The sequence below is a fragment of the uncultured Pontibacter sp. genome (genome assembly GCF_947492645.1).
Lineage (GTDB): Bacteria > Bacteroidota > Bacteroidia > Cytophagales > Hymenobacteraceae > Pontibacter.
The window spans coordinates 39,668-65,028 of record NZ_CANLMZ010000008.1; the positions used below are offsets into that span (position 1 = coordinate 39,668).

14 protein-coding genes are annotated in these 25,361 nt (G+C 45.8%); 8 read left to right on the forward strand and 6 right to left on the reverse strand.

Annotation, left to right across the window (positions count from 1 at the left end; genetic code table 11):
- The first annotated feature begins 351 nt into the window (after positions 1-351).
- From Q1A23_RS10715 to Q1A23_RS10725, 3 genes are all read left to right on the forward strand, one after another.
- On the forward strand, positions 352-621 hold the full coding sequence (locus tag Q1A23_RS10715) for a PID-CTERM protein-sorting domain-containing protein (protein ID WP_299823035.1): 270 nt from the start codon (positions 352-354) through the stop codon (positions 619-621).
- 50 nt (positions 622-671) lie between these two features.
- Positions 672-1,187: an exosortase X gene (gene xrtX, locus Q1A23_RS10720; RefSeq protein ID WP_299823039.1), complete on the forward strand. Its 516-nt coding sequence runs from the start codon at positions 672-674 to the stop codon at positions 1,185-1,187.
- 810 nt (positions 1,188-1,997) lie between these two features.
- A complete protein-coding gene (locus Q1A23_RS10725) occupies positions 1,998-3,389 on the forward strand; it encodes an undecaprenyl-phosphate glucose phosphotransferase (protein ID WP_299823042.1) in 1,392 nt (463 codons plus the stop codon).
- 148 nt (positions 3,390-3,537) lie between these two features.
- On the opposite strand, the gene Q1A23_RS10730 is transcribed toward Q1A23_RS10725, so the two are convergent.
- The gene (locus Q1A23_RS10730; protein WP_299823045.1) at positions 3,538-5,469 is read right to left on the reverse strand and encodes a PAS domain-containing sensor histidine kinase; all 1,932 of its coding nucleotides are present in this window, start codon (positions 5,467-5,469) and stop codon (positions 3,538-3,540) included.
- Between the two features lie 334 nt (positions 5,470-5,803).
- On the reverse strand, positions 5,804-6,337 hold the full coding sequence (locus tag Q1A23_RS10735) for a TetR/AcrR family transcriptional regulator (RefSeq protein ID WP_299823048.1): 534 nt from the start codon (positions 6,335-6,337) through the stop codon (positions 5,804-5,806).
- A gap of 564 nt (positions 6,338-6,901) precedes the next feature.
- Here Q1A23_RS10735 and Q1A23_RS10740 point away from each other — a divergent pair.
- Positions 6,902-7,213 carry a hypothetical protein gene (locus Q1A23_RS10740; RefSeq protein WP_299823051.1) on the forward strand — a complete coding sequence of 104 codons (312 nt, stop codon included), beginning with the start codon at positions 6,902-6,904 and terminating at the stop codon, positions 7,211-7,213.
- Positions 7,214-7,721: 508 nt separating this feature from the next.
- On the opposite strand, the gene glgX is transcribed toward Q1A23_RS10740, so the two are convergent.
- From glgX to Q1A23_RS10755, 3 genes are all read right to left on the reverse strand, one after another.
- The gene (gene glgX / locus Q1A23_RS10745; RefSeq protein ID WP_299823054.1) at positions 7,722-9,851 is read right to left on the reverse strand and encodes a glycogen debranching protein GlgX; all 2,130 of its coding nucleotides are present in this window, start codon (positions 9,849-9,851) and stop codon (positions 7,722-7,724) included.
- Between the two features lie 209 nt (positions 9,852-10,060).
- Positions 10,061-14,158, reverse strand: a complete 4,098-nt coding sequence (locus Q1A23_RS10750; protein WP_299823058.1) for a chemotaxis protein CheB — start codon at positions 14,156-14,158, stop codon at positions 10,061-10,063.
- A 67-nt stretch (positions 14,159-14,225) separates the two neighbouring features.
- A complete protein-coding gene (locus Q1A23_RS10755; protein ID WP_299823061.1) occupies positions 14,226-15,779 on the reverse strand; it encodes a GAF domain-containing protein in 1,554 nt (517 codons plus the stop codon).
- Positions 15,780-16,482: 703 nt separating this feature from the next.
- Here Q1A23_RS10755 and Q1A23_RS10760 point away from each other — a divergent pair.
- The 3 genes from Q1A23_RS10760 (at position 16,483) to Q1A23_RS10770 (ending at position 20,039) form a co-directional block, all read left to right on the forward strand.
- Positions 16,483-16,701, forward strand: a complete 219-nt coding sequence (locus Q1A23_RS10760; protein ID WP_299823064.1) for a hypothetical protein — start codon at positions 16,483-16,485, stop codon at positions 16,699-16,701.
- 345 nt (positions 16,702-17,046) lie between these two features.
- Complete coding sequence (locus Q1A23_RS10765; RefSeq protein ID WP_299823066.1) at positions 17,047-19,134, forward strand: ATP-binding protein; 2,088 nt, start codon at positions 17,047-17,049, stop codon at positions 19,132-19,134.
- Between the two features lie 536 nt (positions 19,135-19,670).
- Positions 19,671-20,039, forward strand: coding sequence for a hypothetical protein (locus Q1A23_RS10770; protein ID WP_299823069.1), 369 nt, complete (start codon positions 19,671-19,673; stop codon positions 20,037-20,039).
- Between the two features lie 260 nt (positions 20,040-20,299).
- On the opposite strand, the gene Q1A23_RS10775 is transcribed toward Q1A23_RS10770, so the two are convergent.
- Positions 20,300-21,433: a hypothetical protein gene (locus Q1A23_RS10775; protein ID WP_299823072.1), complete on the reverse strand. Its 1,134-nt coding sequence runs from the start codon at positions 21,431-21,433 to the stop codon at positions 20,300-20,302.
- Positions 21,434-21,853: 420 nt separating this feature from the next.
- Between Q1A23_RS10775 and Q1A23_RS10780 the strand changes: the two genes are divergently transcribed.
- Positions 21,854-25,336 carry a DNA methyltransferase gene (locus tag Q1A23_RS10780; protein WP_299823075.1) on the forward strand — a complete coding sequence of 1,161 codons (3,483 nt, stop codon included), beginning with the start codon at positions 21,854-21,856 and terminating at the stop codon, positions 25,334-25,336.
- The last annotated feature ends 25 nt before the right edge of the window (positions 25,337-25,361 follow it).

Below are 25,361 nucleotides of genomic sequence, written 5' to 3' on the forward strand. Positions count from 1 at the left end.
TAATGCTCACTACCTCGCTATAGCTTCTTGTATAAAAGCATGGCTATCAAGCACGTATTGAAGATTACAGAAGATGTATTAGCCGAATACTTTATCTACTTATTTTATATTTTTAATTATTCCAACAAAAAATAATATTATATTCAACTTTAGATATTGCTTTTTCGTACTGAATTTTACTTATTTGTAAAATTTATTACATATATAATTACTTAAGTATTATAATTTGTATTTATAGCTTATAATTGATTAACTGCCGCTCATTTGCTCTACATCATTTCCAAATTCCCTCTACTTGATATAAAATTTATATGTCTACTTATATGTTTATACAACTTTAATTTATCTGGTATGAAAATGTTTATTTTAAAATCTGTATTATTTCTTGGAGTAGTTGCAATTACAGCTACTACAGATACGGTAGCTCAGGGCAGAAGCAATGATGCACCTGGCAGAAGTGGTGGTGCTCCGGGTAACAGCGGTAATGCGCCAGGTCATAACAAACCAAGTGGTGTGCCAATTGATGGCGGAGCTAGTATACTCCTGGCAGCAGGCGCGGCTTATGGTCTTAAGAAGATGCGTGATTATCGTAATAGCAAGAATGGAACTATAGACGCATAATCTTACAGTAACACGAGTAAATCATCTTATGGCTCTCATCTTAATTAAGCATGAAAGAATATAGTAAAGTAATACGCTTTTTAATTTATGCTTTGGGTTTATGCATTGGGTGGTTTCTCCTTTATGATCTTTGGCTCAGCAGGTTTGATGATTGGTTAACGCTTAGCATCGTGGATGCTAGTGTTGTTACATTACAACTGTTGGGATATCATGCTGAGGCAAAGAACATATTTGTAAGAATAGACGGCTTTGATACAGTTTTTGTAAATGATGCATGTAATGGCATGATTATCATGGCGCTTTTCGCAGGTTTCATAATAGCATTTCCAGGATCATTAGCTAAAAAGTTCTTTTTCATTCCGGCTGGAATTATTGTGATTCATATTCTGAATGTATTGCGTGTTTCAGCATTGGCATTAAACGCTTATCATTTTAATCAATCTGTGGAATTTAACCATAAATACACTTTTACAATTATAGTATATGCAGCGGTATTTGCTTTATGGATGCTATGGGTGAAAAAGTATTCAGGATTAAAACAGCATGCTAGCTCAGAAGCCATTTAATTATTTACAGGTACAGCTATTCAGGTGGAGTATGTATACGATACTGGTAGTTGCATTCCTACTGGTAGGGGCTTATGAAGTTCCAATAAAAAAACAACTATCAGATTATACGCTTACTTTAAGTAATTTTATACACCTACAGGAAATTAGTTATGCACTTGATTCGATACTGAAATTGCATAATCCTACACTTGTCAACCTTTGCTACAGGCTTCTGCATGCTTGTATCTGTGCATCTTTCATAAGCTTATACTTCCGTAAAAAGTATGTAACTAAGGTTACTTTAATCTTCTATTCCCTTCTTCTTCTGTTAACTTTCCTGTTATACTTTACTGCAGGGGTTACCCAGTTATCCTTTTTACGTATTGTAGCTTTTAGAATCGATACATTGCTCATCTCTCCCATGCCTATCATACTTTTATTCGCATCCTTTCGCTTTTTACGCCAGCTTTAATTTGCTTATCCTATCCATGCTGGTTTACAAACTCTCCTTCCAACCTGCCTACTAGTAAAATTATATCCTGCAACTAGTCTTTGCAGCTTTACAACACATTATTTAATATTAAAAATATTACATAATAGCTATATCTAAGCATAGATTTCATTAAGGAATTTTCATAATAAATAATAATATTATAATAATATCAACAACCTTATACACTTAGATTAAGTATATTTTTTATAGAAAGATTTATTTTATCAGCTCTTAATATATATCTATTTAATTTAAACAGCTAGTCTTAGAGATTTATCAGGATTGATATTTAACTCTTAAAAATACAAGTATTTATATTAAAATATATTCTTGCTATGGCAAACAAATATTCAACTTTATTTAAATGGATAAATGTCGTAGTTGACTATACAATACTTAATATAAGTTTGTATGCTTGTTTTATCCTGACTGAAAGCCATATAAGATCGGTGGATGTGTATGATCTGAGGTTAACAGTTGTTCTCCTAAACTTTTGCTGGTTTTACAGTTCCACTATATTCAGCACGTACAGCTATATACTAAAACGTGATGCTGTACCAATGATGTCGTCGAATATTGGGGCACTATGTGTGTTTATGGCTATGGCAATAATTGTAAAGTTTACATTGCCGCATCTCTACATTCCGCCAACCCCTTTCATATACTACTTTACGGTTTTTCCTGTACTTATACTTAGCTGGCGCTTCGCGTTTTTATTGCTACGCAAGTATAACCGAAAGCATTGGCTCCACTCTAACAGCATAGCTATTATAGGCGCCACAAAAGCAGGAGTAGACTTTTATGAGTATGTTATGGCCAATCCCCAGCTAGACTATTATGCGGCCGGAATATACGAAAATACGCATGCAAAGGTCCCTGCCCACGTTAACTATCTGGGCCAAATAGAACAATGTATCAGCCATGCAAAAGAAAACAGGATACAAGAGATTTATTGTGCCTTGCCTTACACAGAAAATAATGTAATAGAACAGCTGATGCAGGAAGCAGACAAACATATGATCCGCTTCAGATTAGTGCCCGACATAAAAGGCACTATTCACCACAATTTCATGGTAGAGATGTTTGGTTATACGCCTGTGCTAAAGCCAAGACAGGAGCCATTGGAAAACATGGCGAACGAAATCATAAAAAGAGGCTTTGACATACTCTTCTCTGCTTTGGTTATTGTTTTGCTTCTCAGCTGGCTTGTGCCAGTTATGGCCATCATCATTAAGTTGGAGTCCAGGGGGCCTGTGTTCTTCAAGCAGCTACGCTCCGGAAAAAACAACAAACCCTTCTACTGCCTCAAATTCCGGAGCATGACCGTGAACAGCGAAAGCGACAAGGTGCAGGCAAGAAAGAATGATGCCAGAGTTACCAAGGTCGGTAGGTTCATCAGAAAAACAAGCATTGATGAGCTTCCACAATTCTTTAACGTATTGATGGGAGATATGTCGGTGGTAGGGCCACGCCCACATATGCTCAAGCACACAGAAGACTATTCGGTGCTTATAAACAACTATATGGTGCGCCACTTCCTCACTCCGGGCATCACCGGGTGGGCACAGGTTAACGGCTACAGAGGTGAGACAAAAGAAACTGCTGCCATGCTGAACCGCGTTAAGGCTGACCTGTGGTACCTGGAAAATTGGTCTATCCTACTCGATCTCAAAATCGTGTTCCTTACAATCTGGCAAGTACTGAGAAACGATGACAATATTTACTAATAAAAATAGTGAGGGAGTAATCAAGCTATGAAACTACAGCCTGATTACTCCCTCACTATTAGAACACCCACGCTTGCTACAAACACATTATTGCAACCAGCCTACAAGTATTATTACAGTTAAGTGCTTTGATAATACCTTTAGCATTCTACTGTTTAAAGTATACGTTAAAATCTGACCCTTTCCCGAGCTCACTTTCTAACTCAATTCTATCGCCTGAGTTGTCGAGGATCTTTTTAACCAAGTACAGGCCAACGCCTGATCCCTCAACATGATCGTGCACACGCTTGAACATAGAAAAAACTTTGTTTTTATGCTGTTCAGCAATACCCAAACCATTGTCTGATACTGTTACCAGATACTCGCCTGTATCAGTTATTGTTGTTCTTATACTTACTTCTGGTGCTCTTAGCGGGTCGGAGTACTTTATGGCATTTGATATCAGGTTATACAGGATGCTTCGCAGGTTCTTACGTGGGTAGTTCAGCGTTTCAAACCCAGATACATCTGCTTTAATCTCGGTTTTGCTTGTAGCAATAATATCCCGCAGGCTTTCCTTTACTTCCTCTATAATTGCTGCGATACTTACTTTTTCTGCCTGCTGCACATTGTGCTGTAGCTTCGTTACATCTGCCAGGTCTGCTATTACATTTTTGAGAACTGTAACTGCACCTCCCATCATTTTCAACAATTCTCTATGTTTAGCAGAATCCTCTCCAAGATCCTCCTCTAAGGCAGTAAGCAACCCCTCAAGGTTAGTTATAGGCGATTTAAGATCATGTGATGCGGTGTACACAAAGTTATCCAGCTCGTTATTTATACGAACCAGCTCCATGTTTCTTCGCATCAGCTCCTCGTTACGGCGGCGCTCCGTCAGGTCGCGGGTAATTTTTGCGAAGCCTAACAAGCGTTTTTCCAGGTTATAGATAGGCGATATCACCACGTTAGCCCAAAAGGCTGTGCCGTCCTTGCGTATGCGCCAGCCTTCATCTTCAAATTGGCCGTTAGCTATTGCCCGTTTAAGCTCAAACTGAGGGAACCCACTTTCTATCGCTTCGCGATTGTAGAATATTGAAAAATGCTTTCCGATGATTTCGTTTGGAGTATAGCCCTTGATACGCTCGGCACCAGTATTCCAACTCATTATAATTCCATCAGGGTTAAGCATCAGGATAGCGTAGTCTTTTACACTATCAATAAGCAGGCGGCTTTTCTCTTCACTTTCTTTAAGCTCCTCGTTCATCTGGAAAAGCTGCCGCTCCAACTTCTTTTTCTCTGTAAGGTCCCGGGTAATTTTAGAATACCCTACCAGCTCGTTCTTTGGATTATATATAGCCGTAAGTACGGTGTTAGCCCAGAAAGCAGATCCATCTTTACGGTATCGCCAGCCCTCGTCCTCAAAGCTGCCATTTGCTTTTGCCTGCTCCAATTCATACTCCGGATAACCCTGCTTTATAGCTTCGCGGCTGTAAAACTTGGCAAAAAATTTACCTATGATTTCCTTTGCCTCGTAGCCTTTCAGCTTTTTAGCCCCTTCGTTCCAGCTGGCTACATTACCGGCAGGGTCAAGCATAAAAATGGCGTAGTCTGTTACGCCCTGTATCAGTAGCCTAAACCTTTCTTCGCTTTCCTTTAAGCCTTCATACGCTTTGTAAAGATCGTCTTCGGCTTTTTTCCGCTCCGATAGGTTTTTTGTAACTTTTGTAAACCCAAGCAACTCATGGTTATCACCAAAAACCGGCGTAATGATTACATTAGCCCAGAATACGGAGCCGTCTTTCTTTACGCGCCACCCTTCGTCTTCGTACCTGCCATGCTTTACAGCTTCCTTCAGTTCAGTTGCAGGGTAATCACGGTCTTTATCCTCCTGGGTATAGAACACAGAAAAATGCTTCCCAACGATATCTTCTGCTGTATACTGCTTTATGAGCTCAGCACCTGTGTTCCAGGTAGCCACATGGCCGGTAGCATCTAATAGGAAAACTGCATAATCTGTTATATTCTGAACAAGCAGCCTGTAGTAATCATTTGGTAAGCTTATACCATCAACTGTCAAAAAAACATCAGGTTCTGTATTCATTTCTAATTTTTAAAACCACAAATATTGGGTTATAGGTATATTCAACAAACCTCTTACGCAATATAATAACAAAATGTACTATTGTTCAAACAACAAATATACTACAGCCCTGGTGCCCTCTTAAATAAATTATTAACAAAGGCTGCAATAGAACCTATAAAAGCACTATAGACTACTATTAATACAAACGAGACAGCTAAATATTTTATAAATAAACTATATATTATATTTCAATTCTGATAGTTTTCTTACCCTAACGATGTAGCAGTATGAACGGCAAGTGCTTTGGAGATATGGCAGCGTGAGCCGGCAATTTATAAAGCGAGTGAAAATACTATAAGTTATACTTCTGCTTCATGATAGCGATTAAAGCATGCTCTTTGTCCAGGTCTAATTGGTTGGCTGCAAAATATTTCCATACACCATCAATGTGAATCAACAGCAGCTCTGCCTCTAAGCTCGGGTTATCGTAACCCAGCTCTAAAAAACACTCCGTGAGTTTATCAAGGCAAGGCTTCATAAATACTTCGTGGTACCTCGATGATATTGGATTGAGCGGCATTATTTTATACTGCATTCTCCAGAAGTCCGGGTTCGACTGCGTCAAGATGATAGGCAACTCTATCATTTTGGAAATGTACTCCTGATGAGAAAGTTTACTGAGGTAGGGGTTAGTTGTTTTAGCGGCAACCTGGTAGCCTTTCTTAATTATTTCTTCCAGCAACTGGTCCTTAGAACCATAGTGTTTGAATATCAGCGCTTCAGAGGTTTCGGCTTCAAAAGCAATAGACTTTGTAGATGTTGCCCTGGCCCCGTTTTCAGTAAACAGTTTTAAGGCGGCATCAAGTATAGCTTGTTTTTTGCTCATCAATAATTTAAAAAATAGCTTTGGCAGCTGTTCGCATTTTATCGCTAAAGTATAAAGGTGCACAATCCAGGCACATAATCCAACGCCAGGCAACCTGGGGCCTTTAGTAATCATTGTCTGTTAAAGGCCAGCTATCCAGAAGCCACAGTTTAGTACAAACATTCTGTTGCAGCCCCGCAATTGCCATAGCTGCAGTTGTACCAAGCTGCGTTTGGGGCAAAAGCTTCTTACAGTTTGGTAGATCTTGCCTTTAGCGAGTGGATTGCTTAACGTTAATTGCCAAAGGTATTAAATTATATTTTTTTACGCTCCCTTGCGGTGCAATACTGGCAGCTGCCCCACTAGCTATACTTGTAAAGTACAGTTTAGCAGGCATGGCGTTAGCTGTGCAAAAAAGTAACCTGTAAATTTTGAGCGTTTAATCTTTATCAATACACGAAATACAGGTATTTATACTTATTTAAGTTAGGTGTTGCTACTGATCCGATTCATATCTTTAATTTTTACTTTAAGTGTATAAAGCCCCCTCTAAAGGAGGTTAAACGTTGGCCATACTTTACCCAGATGAAACAAACTTTTACAACAGATGAGGTGCTATTGGCACTTGAAGAGCAGGAGCAAAAGATTTTGGATGAAACTTTGGCAAGCTTTGAAGTTAAAATCGCGCCGAAGGGCCTTCAGATAAAACCAGTTGGGGATGGCGCCGCACACACAATCCCTCTTAGCTCAGAACTGTATACTACACTTCAAATCTTTTTCACAGGTGTGAATTCCATCTCCTATAAATCCTTTGACTATACTACGCTTAGAAGCTTGCTTTATGCTCATCGGGCGCTGGAAAACATAGGAAATAACGCGCCGGAAGCTACCTCATAACAAGCTGTTGTTTCAGGAGTTTTCTGGTTTGCCCTGCTGCGTATAAGATGCTTTTTCAGATATACCTGATTTATGTGGCGGCTTCTTCTTGATTTCGGAGGGACATTTAAGTAAAAAGCTAAGGACCTCCAATCAATTACTGCAGGTCCTTGGCTTCTATAACAACTATGAGATCAAAAAAGAATAAATACAGGTGCAGGGTAGCCTGCATTATAGCGTCATAAAACTGAGAGTGGCCAACCTCAGCACCCGTAAAAGGTATTGACCACTCTCAGTTCTAAAGGTATCCAGCAACACAATCAGGCATTGATTTTTGGAAAGTTATTGTTCTTTGTTTTACGCCAGTAAAATATGCTTAACTACCTGTTCAGGTTAATTCACACCCTTATTACACCTAAATACAGGCTTATCGCGAAGTATAAGTATTTAATCATGGCAGCTGCGGACTGTTTGCAGATAAAAACAGGTGCACTTGAACATCTTTTGCCATACCTGTAGTTTCCTTTCTTTAACTCATTGTACTGTGCATTACAACGATAGCGTGCCCTTGTAAGGTGATTGTTTTATGCGGCTCATATACTTTGCCTTCTTCCTCAATACGGCTGTCGCTGGTGTCAAGTACTTTCGTCCATTTGCTGCCATACTTTTTAGCTGGCAACTTAAAAGTAAGGGGTTCATTGTGTGCGTTAAACATCACGTAAAAATTATCGTCAACGGTCTGTTCTCCTTTAGGCCCCGGTGAGTGCAGACCACGGCCATTCAGGAACACCGCCAGCGACTTGGCAAAGTCATGGCTCCAGTTCTCTTCCGACATTTCAGCACCTTCTGGCAAAAACCAGCCAATATCCTCTAACCCGACACCTTTTATAGGTTGCCCCTGAAACCAGCGGCGGCGGCAGAACACGGGGTGGCTTTTACGGAACGCGATCAGCTTCTGTGTAAAGGCAAGCAGGTCTGCATCAGCTTCTGGCCAGTTGATCCAGGATATTTCATTATCCTGGCAATAGGCGTTGTTATTACCGTTCTGTGTACGCCCTAACTCATCACCGGCCACCATCATAGGCACACCCTGCGACAAGAAAAGCGTTGTCAGGAAATTTCGTTTCTGCCTTGCCCGTAACTCCAGCACCTGTGCATCTTCTGTCGGCCCTTCCACCCCACAGTTCCAGGAACGGTTATGGCTTTCACCATCGTTGTTGTCCTCACCGTTGGCCATATTGTGCTTTTCGTTGTAGCTAACCAGGTCGTTCAGGGTAAACCCGTCGTGGGCGGTCACAAAATTTATACTTGCTGTCGGGTTGCGGTAGTCGTCTTTATACAGATCGGAGCTGCCTGTAAAGCGTTCGGCAAACTCGCCCAGCATACTTCCCTCGCCGCGCCAGTAATCCCGGATGCAGTCGCGGTACTTGCCATTCCACTCTGCCCATCCCGGCGGGAACTTGCCTACCTGGTATCCACCTTCTCCAATGTCCCAGGGCTCAGCAATCAGCTTAACCTGCGATATAACAGGATCCTGGTGTATGATATCGAAAAATGAGCTGAGGCGATCTACTTCGTGCAGTTCGCGGGCTAGTGTAGAAGCCAGGTCAAAGCGGAAGCCGTCTACGTGCATCTCCAGGATCCAATAACGCAGACTGTCCATAATTAACCGGAGCACGCTTGGCAACATGGCGTTCAAGGTGTTGCCTGTTCCGGTATAGTCCATGTAGTAGCGTTTATCTTCTTCTACCAGGCGGTAATAAGAAGCGTTGTCTATGCCCCTGAACGAAAGCGTTGGCCCCAGGTGGTTACCTTCTGCAGTATGGTTGTAAACAACATCCAGTATTACCTCAATACCAGCCTGGTGCAGCGCCTTCACCATGTTCTTAAACTCATTAACCTGCTCCCCTCGTACTCCTGTGCCAGAATAGCGTACATCGGGCGCAAAAAAACCAATGGTGTTATAGCCCCAATAGTTGGTCAGGTTTTTATCCTTCAGGTAGCGGTCTGTTACAAAATGGTGCACCGGCATTAACTCTATCGCCGTTATTCCCAGGTCCTGCAGGTATTGTATGGTTACGGGGTGGGCAATGCCGGCATAGGTTCCGCGTATCTCTTTCGGGATATCGGGGTGCAGCTGCGTTAGCCCCTTTACATGCGACTCGTAAATAATGGTTTTATGATATGGGATTTTAGGAGGCTTGTCTCCTTCCCAGTCAAAGTTAGGGTCTATCACCACGCACTTGGGCAGGTAGGGCGCACTATCTGTTTTGCTGTAGCTGTGATCTTCATCGTCATGCCCTAACTCGTAGCCAAAAAGAGCGTCGTGCCACTCAATGGTGCCAGCTATGGCTTTGGCATAAGGGTCAATCAGTAATTTATTTGGGTTAAACCGGTGCCCGTTTTCAGGTTCGTAAGGCCCGGAAACACGATAGCCGTACAGCTGTCCAGGTTTTAAACCGGGCAGGTATACGTGCCATACATGGTGTGTGCGCTCCATCATTTTTACCCGCTCCGCTTCTTTGCTGTCGTCAGGGTTATCAAAAAGGCACAGCTCTACACCAGTAGCATTTTCAGCGTAAAGGGCAAAGTTAACTCCCTCCCCATCCCAGGTGGCACCCAATGGAAAAGAGCTGCCAGGATATTTTGTTATATTCATACTCCAGAATTATACTTTGATAAGTTTGTTTGCTCTTAGCTTATACTTGTTTTTAGATTAGCCTATGCATTTACGCAAACCAAAGTAAAAAGGCGAGTTGTTCTGTTACAGCTGTGGATTCAGCTATAAGCAGGGAGACCGTCGATGCTTGGAGCACAACAAAAAAGGCCCCGGTTCTCCGGGGCCTCTCTTTTAAAGTATGCGCTGCATCAGTCTTTAAAGTATAACTCAAAGGTTGTTCCTTTTCCTTCTATACTTTTCACTTTAACAAAACCGTTTGCGTTTTCTACCATGCGCTTTACAATGTACAGGCCCATACCTGTACCATCAACATGGGTATGGAAACGCTTAAACAAGGTAAATAGCTTCGTGACATTTTCCTCGCTTATACCCAGCCCATTGTCTGTTATGCTTAAAAGCACATAGCCGTCAATCCGTTTTGTTTTTAGATGCACTTCCGGGACTCTGTCCTTGGCTTTATACTTTAAAGAGTTACTTGTAAGGTTATAAAGCACGCTGTAAAGATTCTTTTTGGAGAAGTTTATATAAGGCACCTCATTAAAATCTGTTTTGATGACAGCATTCTCGCTTTGCAGCAGCTCTTTTACACTTTCTTTTACATCCTTGAAAACCTCTTCCACTTTCACCTGCTCAGGCTCGCCGTCTATGTCTCGCTGCACCTTGGCAATATCCGTCAGGTCTTTGATTACATTCTTAAAACGGCTGATGGCGCCTTTCATCATCTCAAAAACAGGCTGGATAGGCTCACCAGGTATAGGGCCTGCCGATGCTATCTGCTCTTCCAGCAGCAGCATGAGGCCCTCTATATTCCCGATCGGAGACTTCAGGTCGTGCGAGGCAGTATAAACGAAGGTATCCAGATCTTCGATCACACGCAGCAGGTGCTCGTTTGTCTGCTGCAGCTTTTCCTGCGTCAGTTTCAGGTCGGTGAGGTCTATAAACGAACCTAAAACCCGGTATGGCATCTGGTATTCGTTGTGCATGATGTAGGCCCTGTTGGATACATAAGCGTACGTGCCGTCCTTTTTGCCAAGCCTGTACTCCCCTGCCCATTGGTCTTTGCCAGAGTTGATCGCTTTATTTATATCGCGCACTACCTCCTCTTTATCATCCGGGTGGATCAGGTTAAACCATGCGTCTACCCCTTTGCCTATTTCATGCGCCTTAAAACCAAGTATGGATTGCAAGCTATCGCTCCACCATACATCGTTGTTCACTACATCCCAATCCCAGATTACATCGTTTGTGGCCATCGATACCATCCGGAAGCGTTCTTCGCTGGATGCAAGCTCTTTGGTACGTTCCATCACCCTGTTTTCCAGCTCATTGTTCAGCTTAATAAGGTTTTCCTCTGCTAGTTTCAGTTCCTCATAAGCCATCAGCACTTTGTCTTCGCTGGTCTTCTTTTCGGTGATATCGGCCATAGTTACGGTTACGCCATCGCCCATTTTCACGGCAGCAATCTCGTACCAGGCAGTTTTGCCTTTTATTTCCAGCTGCTGCTCTATGTGTATGGCATTACCGGCCTCCGCTACGTTTACAAACTTCCGGAACAGGCCGCTCTTTTTCAGGAAAGGCATCGCCGATAATACGCTGGAGTTCATGAGGTCGGCCTGGGTGCGGCCCACCAGATCTTCTGTTTTTTTGTTAAGCAGCGTCCATATAAAATCCGTAATTTCATGCTTTTCGCCTCTAACCACGCTAAAGGCCATAATACAGTTCAGCGAGCTGTTCAGCACTCCCTGCACTACGTTGCTCAGCCTCTTCAGGGCGGTTACATCCACAAAGCTTATCACCACGCCATCCTTATTCCCATCCTGCTTCAGGTATGGGATAATGCGCATCAGGTAGTATTTCCCATCGGTTGTTTCCACCTCCTGCTCTATGTCCGCTGAGGTATTGTTTACAAGCTGGATATCCTCCAGCAGACGTGTGTATTTGAGGTTGTGCGACAGGTGATGTATCGGCCTCCCCAAATCACTTCCGATTATATTGATGAGCCCTATAACGGACGGGGTAAACTTACGGATAACCAGGTGATGGTCTACAAACAGTTGCCCGATATTAGAGCTTCGGATGTAGTTGTCAAGGTCCTCATTCAGCTCCTGCAGTTCTTTTATCTTTAACTGGTGTTCGGAGTTAACGGTATGCAGCTCTTCGTTAAGCGACTGCATCTCTTCGTTGGAGCTTTGCAACTCCTCGTTCGAGGACATCAACTCTTCGTTGGTGCTTTGCAGTTCTTCATTTGCGGTGCTCAGGTCCTGCACAGTTAGCTGCAAACCCTCACGAGCCTCTTTCAGCTCCATCTCCAGGTTGGTAAGCTGCTGGTAGTAGTCTGAGTCTGATACAAACGTAAGCTCTGAAACTTTAGGCAATGGCATTACCTCCCCCATTTCCTGCAGCAGCACCAGAATAACTTTGGGCTGCCCTTTGTCGATGGTGATCGGGCGAATAGACACATGCACCAGCTGCTCCTTTTTACCCATCTTTACAGTCACCTGCCTGGCCACCACTTTGCGGTCCTGCTTCAGGGCTTTCCGGATGCTGACACTCAGGGCAACGGCAAGCTCCTCGGGCACCATCTTTATCAGGTTAAAGTGCAGGCGCCTGTCCGGGAACTTAAGAAAGCGGTTGATATCCCCGATGCCGTGCAGCAACTGGTAATTCTCATCCACATAAAGGCCTGCCATTTTAAAGTCCTCCGAAACAGCGTCCATAAAGGAGTCGTTGTAGCGGGTTTCGGGAGAGGTTTTATACTTGCTTATCTGGCTGGAGTAGTTAAAGGTGTTCGTGTAATCTGTAACGCCGTAATTCTGCCTAACATCTTTGTTATCTTTTATCTTCCGGAACACCTTCCATTTGCGGCTGATTTCGGTAAAGTAGGATTTCATCTCCCCGATGTGCTCGCTGGACCCCAGAAACAAGTATCCGCCCAGGTTTAAAGCATACGGAAATAAGCCAAGCACCTTATTCTGCAAATCCTGGTTCAGGTAAATGAGCATGTTACGGCAGGTAACAAGGTCCATGCGGCTGTAAGGCGGGTCTTTCTGCAGATCGTGCTGCGCAAAAACCACCAGCTTGCGCAGCGATTCTGTTACAAGGTAGCGGTTGCCTTTGCGGTAAAAAAACTCCTGCAGGCGCTCTGCCGACACATGCTTGGAAATGGATAATGGGTAGCTACCTTTAGAGGCTTGTGTAATCGCCTGCTGGTCTATGTCGGTAGCAAACAATTTTATATGCGGTTCGCGCCCTGCCTTTTTAAATGCCTCGCAGAAAAGTATGGCAAGCGAGTAAACTTCTTCGCCGGTGCTGCAGGCTGCCACCCATACTTTTACAGGCTGCTCTGTTCCATTTTCGGCAATAATGTTTGGTATAACCTCTTTCTCCAGCACCTCAAAGGCTTCCGGATCGCGAAAAAAGTTAGTTACATTGATGAAGAATTCCTGGCACAGCCTTTTAATCTCAATCGGATTTTCGTGCAGGAACGTAAGGTATGCTGCCATATCGGGTACCTGCAGCATGTCCATGCGCTTGTGTATGCGCCTGCTGATGGTAGCCTCTTTGTAATTTGCAAAATCGGTTTGGGTGTGGGTGCATACCAGGTCGAGGATCTCTTTTAGAACTGCCTCGTCCTCTCCTTGTTCTTTATTGTCAATCAAGCTTTTCACCAGCGGTAATTTACGGGTGTATTCAATTATCTCATTGGCCATGTACGCTGGCGGCAGCACAAAATCAAATGCTCCTGCATCAATGGCGCTGCGGGGCATACCGTCAAATTTTGCAGTTTCCGGGTCCTGCACTACCACCATGCCACCTGCCTGCTTTATGGCTTTAACTCCTTTGGTTCCGTCGGTGCCGGTGCCAGAGAGCACAATGCCAATGGCATACTTTCCCCGGCTTTTCGCCATCGATTCAAAAAAGAGGTCGATGGCAAAATTTGGCTCGCGGCTACGGGTTTTGTCTGTCAGGCGTAATCGGCCATGCTCTATTGTCAGTTGTTTGCCACTTGGCAACACATACACCCGGTTAGGCCTCGTAAACATGTTATCCTCTGCCTCCTGCACCTGCATTTCTGTATGCTTGGTTAAAAGCTCCGCCATCAGGCTTTTATGGTCTGGGGAAAGGTGCTGAATAATGACAAAGGAAAAACTGGAGTTATTCGGGAAATGATCGAACAACTCATGTATCGCCTCCAGGCCACCTGCGGAGGCGCCAATGCCCACAAGGTAATGATCGGTGGCGGGCTTAATTGTACTTTTACTTTGCAATGAGTTAGGTGATGACATGTAGCAATCTGTATTCCTGACAAATAAACTCTCTAAGCTGCGGCTTGTTTATACTTTCTGCAATTTGCTAATATCTTTCTTTTATCAGCTTTTCCAGCACGGCAATCCGGAGAGTTTCTGCAGCCTCGATCTCTTCGTGCTGCCAGGGCAGCGAGGTGTTTTTAACTGTTTCTTTGTAAATAGCAAAAGAGTTGCGCGGATGGTATGTTTTACCGTCGGCCTCCATTTGAATCGCATTATCGGGGTTTCCGCCCCAGTTTACAGTCTGGTTTACTTCCGGCCTGAAGCCAAGCATAAAATCACCGTGCTCCGCATTAATGGGTAAGGCGATCATGCCGCTGGCTACTTCTTTGTAATCCTTGCTGTGGGGGTAATCAACGGGTAAAGTGGCGGTGGCAAAAAGGCCCGTGTTTTTATTGCGCCGTAACCACGAGGTCAGTTCCTTTATTTCCTGGTCTGAGGGGGTGATGCCTCTTTTCCAGATGTTGCCTTCGTATACCACGGCAGCCCCTGAAAGCGATAGCAGGCTTTGTATATTCGATTCTCCGTCCAGCAGCTCGTCGGCAAAAAAATTGGTGGTGTAGAGTTGCTCCATCAGCTTAACGTGCATGCTGTGCAGGTGCACCTTAAGGGCCATGTTTTCTTCGCGCTGCTTTGCCTCCAGTTGTGCCGAAAGTATACCGGAAAGCAGCTCCATGGCAGAGCGCATTTCGTAGCTCGGGTATTTAGCGGTTTTATGATGGCACGAGATCAACCCCCAAAGCTTATTATCGATAATGATGGGGAGCGACATGGAGGCCATGATGTTCAGGTTTGCCAGGTACTCCAGGTGCACATTGGCCACGCTGCGCAGGTTACTTTCCGTGAGATCAGTAAAACGCTGTGTAACCGGGTTAACTACTGGTGTAAGGCGCACGGGCGTGTAGCTGCGCGTAGGTATAAGCCGATACGGGTTTTTAAAGTACAGGTCACGCGCCTGCTTGGGCACGTCCGATGCCGGAAAGCGCAGGCCCATATAATCGTCCATGTCTTCTTCTTTGGCCTGCCCCACCACAATGCCGTTCCATTTCGGATCAAACTGGTACACCAGCACCCTGTCGAAACCGCTGAACAACTTTAGCTCCTCGGCGGTGCGCTGTGCGATTTCGGGGGTGTTGCCTGCCTGCTTCATTAGCGAGGTGATGTACTTAATGTGCTGGTACAGGCGCACGAACGAGTCGTCGGGTCTGGCATTGTTTTCTTCCAGTTCTACCAGGATGTAGTCCGGCTGCGGTAATATCAGCGCCGCAAAAGACACCTCCTGCCCCTGCACACCAAAACTGAGCGTAAAGGGTATGCGGTTTTGGCTACTTTTATGGCGCAGCTTAGACAGCATATCCAGGTACTCCGCCTCCGGAACAAAGGCAGAAAGTGGCTGATTTAGTAGATTTTCAGGGGATGTGCCTAGAAAAGTGTCTACGTTTTCGGTAACCTGTAAAATGCGCAGGTCAGTAGTATCGAGTACCAGCACCACTCCATGCGGCTGTATCAGGTTAACCAGGTGAAGCGGGATACTGCCGCAAAACTCTGAATCGTAATTTTTTTCTATGGTTACGTTTATGGCTGCTATGCTATTATTCATATTTCTTTTAAATCAGCTATGGCTCCGGTATAAGCATATACTGTGGTAAAAGTTTGACGGAAGCTGCGCCTTCTGCTTTATACAATTCCAGATGGGTGTAAACCGGATCCGCTGCTTTTGGATTTTTAAAGATACTGGAAACTTCGTATCAAGCCACACTTTTTTTGCTTAACTGCAGCACAATAATTCTGTTAAAGACAGGCCAGTTATAGAAAAAACGGGTTTTACAACATCTTTCCCTTTGATAGCAGCACCATCTACAGAAGGCGCGTTACCATAAAGCAAGCGCTAAAAGTATAACCAAACTCCTTTAAGCAGGCAATTTGTAACAGCATATTCTACTCCCGCATAGCCATACTATCACGATGAAGCACCAACCCAGGAAGCTTTTTTTTTGCAATATCTGAAAGCCATATACGCAAAAAACCGGGCAAAGGCGCTGCCTTACCTTAAATTAATGTAAACAAACAATTTACGGTTTCTTCTTTTTGTCTTTCCAACCAGGCCATACTTCCCGGGCTATGAGCTAAGGTAAGCTGCCCCGCGCTATTCCCTGTTGTGGTACTTTTTAAATACGTGTCTTTCAGGGCTAAAAGCTTTTTAAACCCTTTATAAGTCTAAAGCCGTACAAAAAGAAGAGATACAACCAAAATGCATTAATACTGCATATTGTATTAAACGATGTACAACTAAACACAAAACTATGAAAAAGTTAGCAATGGCAGGTATGGTTATGGTGGGTTCGATGAGCTTGCTTGCCTGCGAGAGAACAAATACAGCAGGCACAACCGCTGATGAGGGAGTGGTAGTAGACCGAGACTCTGTAGCTACCGAGTATGAAGTAACCGAAACCGTGGTAGAATACGACACCACCACCCGAACCCGTACCGTAGATGCTACAAAAGAGAAAAACGATAATTAATTGACGCTGCCGCGTCACGCTATACCAGCAAGAACAACAGGGGCCAAACATAAAAAGCTCCTGTTGTTTTCTTTGTAATTCCCTCTCCTGCCTGTGCCAGTTGCCGGCCTGAAGTTTATACTTACATTCTACCCCATACTTATACCTGCAGGTTGCCGTTTGTTTACAAGCTTGCCAGTGTGGGCAGCAGGGCACCTAACACCACCGAAGCAGGTAACCTGCGCCATAAAACAGTAAAACCTACAACAGCTACCTGCGTTTAGCATTTCTTGGGAATGTGTTGTAACTTCGGGTAAAAGTTACTACAGACAACATCAGAGAATCGTCTCCATTAATTAAACTACTTTGATACAAAACAGCGAAACCCTTAACATATTTCGTGGAGGAGGTCAAATGGGCGCCTTAATGCAATCGTATGATTGGGAGTCCCATCCGCTCGGAGACCCACTTTACTGGCCTGAAAGCCTTAAAAATAATATCAGGCTGATGTTGAACTCAAACTTTCCGATGTTTATCTGGTGGTCTAAGGAGCTGTACATGTTCCATAACGATGCCTACCTGCCTGCTTTAGGCAAAAAGCACCCGAAAGCATTAGGTGCATCAGCCCGCGATATGTGGTCTGAAATCTGGGATGACATTGGTGGGATTGTTGAAAACATACTGCAGCGGGGAGAACCGTTTTATGCCCAGGACATGCTGCTGTACCTGGAAAGAAAGGGATTTGCGGAAGAAACATACTGGACCTTTTCATACAGCCCTGCCTTTGCCGATTCCGGTGAGATAAACGGTGTTTTTTGCGCCTGCAACGAGGAAACAAGTTCTGTACTGACCCAACGCCGGCTTAAAACGCTAAAAGATGTTTCTGATGCACTGGCGCAGGTAAAAACAATGGAGCAGCTGGCAGAAACGGCCTGCAGCATTCTAAGCCAGAACACTTACGACCTGCCCTTTAACCTGATATACTTTTGCAACAGCGTGGGCTCCGCAGCCATACTTGGTGGCACCTCGGGCAACGTGGCAGATACACTTGCACCGGCAGTTATAGACTTTACCTCAGCGGATGCGGTATGGCCATTTGCCCAGATACTCGAGACACGGCAGCCAATGTACCTGCGCTTATCCGGCGCGGCGGCGGAGGTAGTATCTGACGATAGCGTACCCGATGCTGTTATATGGCCTATTTTCAAGCCCAGCGAAGACAGTATCGTTGGTTTTTATGTTTCCGGCATTAGCCCCAGGCAAGAGTACGACGAAGATTATAAAGGATTCCATAGCCTCCTGACGGGGCACATTGCCACATCCATAGCAAGCGTAAAGGCCAGGCAGGAAATACTGAAGCGGCAAGAATACCTGAACGAGATTTTCCAGCAGGCCCCTGTAGGCATTACCATGTTAAGGGGCTCCAACTATATCGTGGACATTGCCAACCCGGGTGTATGCGAGATCTGGCGGGTAAACCAGGAAGAGACCATAGGCAAACCTATTTTAGAGGTGGTACCGGAAGCCAAAGAGCAAGGCTTTCTGGCCTTGCTTGATGGTGTGCTGCACACGGGGGTGCCCTTTGTGGCAAACGAACAACCTCTTGTGCTGGAGCGCAACGGGCAACAGGAAACCGTATACCTTAACTTTGTGTACCACCCGCTGCGCGATGAGCAGGGCTTTGTAACCGGCGTTATAGCAGTAGCCATTGAAATTACCGAGCAGGTAAAAGCGCGAAAAGAAATAGAATCCATCAACAAAGAACTATTGGCAACAAACGCCGACCTGGATAACTTTGTTTACTCTGCCTCCCACGACCTGAAAGCGCCCATCCACAACATAGAAGGGCTGGTAGACGAACTAAAGGAGTACCTGCCTGAAGAAGTATTAGCGTCTGAAGAAGTGCAGCAGCTCACTTCTTATATAAACAACTCCATTGAAAGGTTTAAAAAGGTAGTGGTAGACCTTACGAAGGTGGCCAAAATACAGCGGGAAGCCGGCGTTGAAATAGCCAAATTAGACCTTAACAGCATTATAGAAGAAGTTTGCCTGGACTTTAAACCTGATATCACCGCTGCGGAGGCTACAGTTAAAACTGACCTGGCTGCCGATGCGACCATCTACTTCTCGGCAAAAAACTTACGCAGCATTGTATATAATTTAATAAGCAATGCGCTGAAGTATACTTCTCCTGATAGAGCACCCCACATCGCCATTGCCACCGAGAGCACGCCTACGCACCTGGGCATAACCGTTACTGATAACGGCCTTGGCCTAAGGGAAACCGACATCGATAAAATATTTACCATGTTTAAGCGCCTGCACGACCATGTGGAAGGCTCCGGCATTGGCCTCTATATCGTGAAGCGGATTATTGAAAATGCCGGTGGTACCATAGAAGTAAAAACTGAGTTAGATAAAGGCACCACTTTCAGGGTGCAACTGCCAAAGTAAACGCAGCACAAAGATCCGCTCCTTTTCGGTGCGTACCTGTGGTGAATGGGACGGATCTTGGGTAATGCCAGTTGCTATCCGGCATCCAACACACACTTGCAAAGCTTGTAAAGTGTGGCGTGTACGTGGGGTTTAAGCTGAAGTAGAAGTAGTAACAAGTTATACTTATACTCCAGACGTGCTTTTGTAGATGATTTGAAAATTAAACAGCAGGATACACAGCAGTATAAAAGCGGGTGCAGCTAAAGTAGCTGGTCAGTTCTGCCTATCAGGTGTTGCTTAGGTTAGTACAGTCTTGTAACATGGCACTTATCCATCGTATTGTATTAAATCACTTTATTTATACTTACCAGATCCAAAGTGGTAAATTATTGCTGCAGGCCTGACCACAACGGACAATCTTATCGCTCACCTGGTATAACACATAATATAACTTACTGAAAATAAACTACTTATATTTAGATGTTTCCGGTTAATACTGAACTGCGCACGTATACTTAAGTAAGGATAATAGAATATACCTTTTCCTTGAGCATATGAAAAACAAGTTCATTTTATACCCGCTGCTTACCGGTCTCTTAGTATGTATCGGAACGTTCTCCTTCGCGCAGAGCACAGAACAGAAACCGAAAACAGAACAACAACTGCTGGAGGAGAAAGAGAAGGCAGATAAAACACGGCTCTCCGATGCATCAGACCTCAGGAAAGAAACCAAAGCCGATGCTAAAATTGCCAAGGCAAACGCAAAAGAAGCCAGACGCATAGACAAAGAGGCTGCCGATGCCGCCAAGCAAGCAAAACGCGCCTCTAAAATGGAGGCCAAAGCGCAACGCAACCGTGCGGATGCCGATAAGCAGTCAGAGAAAGCAGCCAAGGCTTCTGAAAAATCGGGTAAAAACAACTAATCCCTTACTTAAAGGAAATAGATAACCTGAAAGCGCAGTTGCGTATGCCCTGGGTTAAAACTGGCGGTGCGTTGCTGGGTCCACCGCATTTACGACTGCACCAAGGTAAGCCACCCCTTACAAAAAGGGCATGTATACTACAAACTGAAATTAAGGGCCTACCATATAAGTGAAAGGCTTTTCTGGCAGAACCGCAAAAAGAAAAAGGGGCGCTACCAGCAGTAGCGCCCCTTTTGTGTTTGGCTTAAAAGTATGAAAATCTATAGAACGGTGTTTATACTTGCCACAAACGCTGCATGCACTTGCTCGGGGCTAAGTATATGCCCTTGCTTCTGCGCCTGGTTTGCAAGCTCGTAACCTAAACGTGCCGCAGCCATACGCTGTAACGGCGTGCCATGGTGCCCGCTGCTGGTAAAACCGCAGTCCCCTATCTGGAAGAAAAGGGTAAAGAACTGCTCTACACGTTTCCAGTTATAGGTAGCGCCACGCTTGTGCGTCATGTAGTAGGCGGCCATAAAGTCTGCTTCCAGCTCAGTATAGCGCGTAGCTTCCGGTGCATTGTCTGCGGCACCATTCGGGTACCAGGCCGTAAAGTTATCAAACTGTATCTGGTGCGCCCATTCGTGCGCCAGTATGCCCGTCCAGACAATATCTGCCTCAACGCCAGCCTCTGAGACCATCTTTACCAGGCCATCGCCAATTACGATCACATCGGCGCTGGTGGCAAAGCCATCTGCAGAGAAGAACGGAGACTCTGGCAAGGTAGCCAGGGCAGCATTGTACATCAGCAGCATATCAGCGTACTGGTAGGCAAACGCAAGCGATGGTATGCCATTAAAGTAGTTGTATAAAGTGTTGGCTATTTTGTCGCGGTCGTTAAGGGTGGCGTTGTGCTGACCATTTACACGTATCTGGCCGGGCATATCCCAGAACTTCTCCAGTTCGCGCTTACGCTTGGTCATAAAATTGGTGTACTCGCCTTCCTCTCCAAAGTACTGCGGCTCCGACTGGTCGAAGTATGCTGCTACGAAGTTGATATCCATGTAGAGGCCGAACAGGTAGTTGGCATCATCTACACCAAAAACCGGCACAAGCTCCTGGCCCAACATAGCAATGTACTTGTTCTGAACGGCTACAAACTCGGTTGGGCCGCATTCGCTTTTAACTACCGCATCGCGCACGGTAAGGTAGTCGCGCAGGTTCTCACTAACCAGCGCCAGGTCGGCGGGGGCTTTAAGGGTAATCAGGGTGTCTAAAGCGGTGGCTTGTGGGGCAACCAGCGCATTCTGGTTGTCAGAGCTTGTCATTACATCCATGTCCTGCATCTCGTTTTCGCAGGAAGCGGCGATAAAGGCCAGCCCAAGGCATGCCAGCGCAATCTTAAACTTTCTCATAATACTACGTGTAAAGGTTTATTTGAATATATTTAATTATGACAGCGTTATATAAGATTATTCCTATTTTAGAACATTTAAATACGCCATTACCTAATTAATGTTTAAGATTTAAATGTTTTTGTTATATTTTAGAGGCGGTATATATAGAAATTTAATATTGACTGCAGCTGCTGTTACAGCTTGCCAGAGCCGAATTTTGCCTGCTAAGCGGGCACTAATACACCCTGATATGGCCCTGAAATATTTTGAAATTTACCTGCCGGAAGTGGCAAAATGCAGGTTACCCGACAGCGCTTCGCTTGTCCGGCATGCAAACCACGCTACGAAGCGACGCTTAAAATAGCAATAGCCCTATACTTTCTCCTCAAATTTTCCTAAACTGCATACTTAAAACCGAGCAGCCACAGGAAACAAACCATGCCGCATACTTCTACCACAGCCATTCAAAACTTTATCGCGCGCTGGAAAGCCTCCGGTGCATCCGAACGCGCTAACTACCAATTGTTTTTAACCGAACTGTGCGAGCTGCTGGGCGTGGAAAAGCCGCAACCAGCCACCGACAAGGTGCACGAAGCCACTTATACTTTTGAGCGGCCCGTGGTATTTGACGATGGCGAAGGCAGGACGAGCACCAACTTTATAGACCTCTACAAAAAAGACTGCTTTGTGCTGGAAGCCAAGCAGGGTGCCGACAAAGCCACTGTAACCGAAGCAGAATTACTGGGTGGTGAACGGGCAAAGACCAAAACCGGCACCGCCACCCGCGACACCCGCACCTGGGACCGCGAAATGAAAAAGGCCAAGGAACAGGCCCTGCGCTACGCCCGCTCTTTGCCAACCACCGAAGGCTGGCCGCCGTTTTTGGCGGTGGTGGATGTGGGCTACTGCATCGATTTATATGCCGACTTTGCGCGCCAGGGAAAAACCTATGTGCCCTTTCCGGACCCGCAGAACTATAGAATTACCTTAGAGGAACTTGCCCAACAGGAAGTGCGCGAGCGCCTGCGTTTGCTCTTTACCGACCCGCTGGAGCTGGACCCAAGCCGACGCGCCGCGCGCGTAACCCGGCAGCTGGCCGAGCGGCTGGCAAAACTGGCGGCATCGCTGGAGCAGACCGGGCACACACCCGAAAAAGTGTCCGGTTTCCTGATGCGCTGCTTGTTTACCATGTTTGCCGAAGATGTGCAGCTGCTGCCCGAAAACTCGTTTACCAAACTGCTGCAGGATTACCGCCAAAGTATAAATTACTTCCCTGATGCCCTGAAAGCGTTGTGGCTAAACATGGACAAAGGCGGTTTTGACCCGGCCCTGAAAACAGTTATCCCGCAATTTAACGGCTATTTGTTTAAAGACCCCGAAGCGCTGCCCATTACCGAAGCGCAATTAGACTTACTTATACTTGCCGCCGAAGCCGACTGGGCCGATGTGGAGCCTGCCATTTTTGGTACCTTGCTGGAGCGGGCCCTGCAGCCGCGCGAGCGCCACAAGCTGGGTGCCCACTACACGCCCCGCGCCTACGTGGAGCGCCTGGTAATGCCCACCGTAATTGAGCCGCTGCGCGAAGAGTGGGAAGCTGCCCGCACCGCCTCGGCTATATTGGAAGACAGCGGCGACGAAGCCGGAGCCCGCAAAGAAATTGAAACGTTCCATAGGCGGCTGTGCTCGGTGCGCGTGCTGGACCCTGCCTGCGGAAGCGGCAACTTTTTGTACGTAACCCTGGAGCACCTCAAAAGGCTGGAGGGCGAAGTGCTGGAGTACCTGGAGCATTTCCCGGGGCAGCTTGGCCTGGATATGACAGGCGGCTATACCGTAACGCCGGCGCAGTTGCTGGGCCTGGAAGTAAACCCTCGCGCTGCGGCCATTGCCGACGTGGTGCTCTGGATCGGGTATTTGCAATGGCACTTCCGGGCGCATGGCTCGGCCACCCGCCTGAGCAACCCAATTTTGCGCGAGTACGGCAACATAAAGCAGCAGGACGCGGTGCTGAGCTACTCCGACCGCCAGCCGCGCCTCGACAGCAACGGACAGCCTGTTACCCGCTGGGACGGCCACAGCACCAAACCTCACCCGGTTACCGGACAGGAAGTGCCCGATGAAACCGCCCGAACGATAGTTTACGATTACCTCGACCCCAAACCAGCCAGCTGGCCCGAAGCCGATTTTATAGTTGGCAACCCGCCGTTTGTAGGTAACAAGCGCATGCGCGATGCTTTGGGAGATGGCTATACCGAAGCGTTGAGAAAAGCTTACAAAGGCGCTGTGCCCGATAGTGCAGATTTCGTGATGTACTGGTGGTATAAAGCTGGGGAGATTTTAGCAACTGACAAAACAGAACGCTTCGGTTTCATCACGACCAATAGTATAACGCAGTCTTTTAACCGGAGAGTGTTGCAGACTTTCATGGAAGCCAAAGAACCTATCTCTATAACTTATGCTATACCTGACCACCCTTGGGTAGATAGCGGCGATGGGGCGCAAGTTAGAATTGCCATGACAGCAGCAGAAAAAGGTGTGCAAGCTGGAAGGTTAAATCTTGTTATTGCTGAAAAAGATAATGGAGAATTAGGAATACAGATTAAACTTCAAGAAAAGATAGGGACTATACATTCAGATATCAGAATTGGTGCGGCAGTCAATACTGCTAAACCTTTAAAATCTAACTTGAAAATAAGTGGCAGAGGTATGATACCTCATGGTAGTGGCTTTCAGGTTTCATTCGAAGAAGCTGAAAAACTCGGATTAAATAGGACACCTGGATTAGAAAACCATATTCGACCTTATCGGAATGGTAAAGATTTAACAGCAATTCCGCGTGGTAAGTATGTTATTGACTTCTTTGGATTTACAGAAAAGCAGCTTATGGTTGAATATCCTGAAGTTTATCAACATCTACTTGAAACCGTAAAGCCACATAGAGCTCAAAATAACAGAGCATCAAGAAGAGAAAACTGGTGGATTTTTGCTGAAAATCAACCAGCAGTTCGTCAAGCTATTTCAGGTTTAGAGAAGTATATAGTTACTGGCTACGTCGCAAAGCATAGGATATTTCAATTTCTAAGTAAGGATATTTTACCGGACGATGGACTGCTTGCTTTTGGCTTAAATGATGGTTATAGTTTGGGTGTATTATCAAGTAGAATTCATGTACTATGGTCATTTGCCACAGGTGGAAACATGGGTGTGGGAAATGACTCGATGTATAACAACTCGACTTGTTTTCAAACCTTCCCCTTCCCTGCCGCCACCGAAGCGCAGCAGGAGCAGATCCGAAGTATAGCCGAGGCCTTGGATGCGCACCGCAAGCAGCGGCAGGCGCAGCATCCCACGCTAACTATAACCGACATGTATAACGTGCTCGGGAAACTTCGTTCGGGAGAGCCGCTGAATGCCAAAGAGCAGAAAACCCACGAACAAGGGCTGGTAAGTATACTGTTGCAACTGCACACCGAATTAGATGCCGCCGTAGCCGCCGCCTATGGCTGGCCCGCCAACTTACCCGAAGAAGAAATACTGGAACGCCTGGTTGCGCTTAACAAAGAGCGCGCCGCCGAAGAAGCACGCGGCCACATCCGCTGGCTCCGCCCCGCGTACCAGAACCCGCAAGGCACCCAGCAAACCGACTTAGGTATAGAAAGTAAAAAACGTGCAGGGACAGGTCGCGACCTGTCTGCCAAAGAAACCCTGGCCTGGCCAAAAACGCTCTCGGAGCAGGCGCAGGCCGTGCAACGCGCCCTGCAGCTGCACGAGCGCCCGGCCACCGCACAGGAGCTCATAAGTCAGTTTAAGCCCGTAGCCAAAACCCAGCAACCGCAGCGCCTGCAACAGATCGACAGCCTGCTGCAAACGCTTCATGGGTTGGGCCTGCTGCGCAAAACCGAGCAAGAGCAGTATGTAAAGTAGTATAAAATCAAGAACTAAAGTATAA

Coding starts and splice junctions, on each gene's coding strand:
- Q1A23_RS10715 (WP_299823035.1), top strand. CDS start 352: ATGAAAATGTTTATTTTAAAATCTGTATTATTTCTTGGAGTAGTTGCA.
- Q1A23_RS10725 (WP_299823042.1), top strand. CDS start 1,998: ATGGCAAACAAATATTCAACTTTATTTAAATGGATAAATGTCGTAGTT.
- Q1A23_RS10740 (WP_299823051.1), top strand. CDS start 6,902: ATGAAACAAACTTTTACAACAGATGAGGTGCTATTGGCACTTGAAGAG.
- Q1A23_RS10780 (WP_299823075.1), top strand. CDS start 21,854: ATGCCGCATACTTCTACCACAGCCATTCAAAACTTTATCGCGCGCTGG.
- Q1A23_RS10735 (WP_299823048.1), bottom strand. CDS start 6,337: ATGAGCAAAAAACAAGCTATACTTGATGCCGCCTTAAAACTGTTTACT.
- Q1A23_RS10730 (WP_299823045.1), bottom strand. CDS start 5,469: ATGAATACAGAACCTGATGTTTTTTTGACAGTTGATGGTATAAGCTTA.
- Q1A23_RS10755 (WP_299823061.1), bottom strand. CDS start 15,779: ATGAATAATAGCATAGCAGCCATAAACGTAACCATAGAAAAAAATTAC.
- Q1A23_RS10770 (WP_299823069.1), top strand. CDS start 19,671: ATGAAAAACAAGTTCATTTTATACCCGCTGCTTACCGGTCTCTTAGTA.
- Q1A23_RS10760 (WP_299823064.1), top strand. CDS start 16,483: ATGAAAAAGTTAGCAATGGCAGGTATGGTTATGGTGGGTTCGATGAGC.
- xrtX (WP_299823039.1), top strand. CDS start 672: ATGAAAGAATATAGTAAAGTAATACGCTTTTTAATTTATGCTTTGGGT.
- Q1A23_RS10750 (WP_299823058.1), bottom strand. CDS start 14,158: ATGTCATCACCTAACTCATTGCAAAGTAAAAGTACAATTAAGCCCGCC.
- glgX (WP_299823054.1), bottom strand. CDS start 9,851: ATGAATATAACAAAATATCCTGGCAGCTCTTTTCCATTGGGTGCCACC.
- Q1A23_RS10775 (WP_299823072.1), bottom strand. CDS start 21,433: ATGAGAAAGTTTAAGATTGCGCTGGCATGCCTTGGGCTGGCCTTTATC.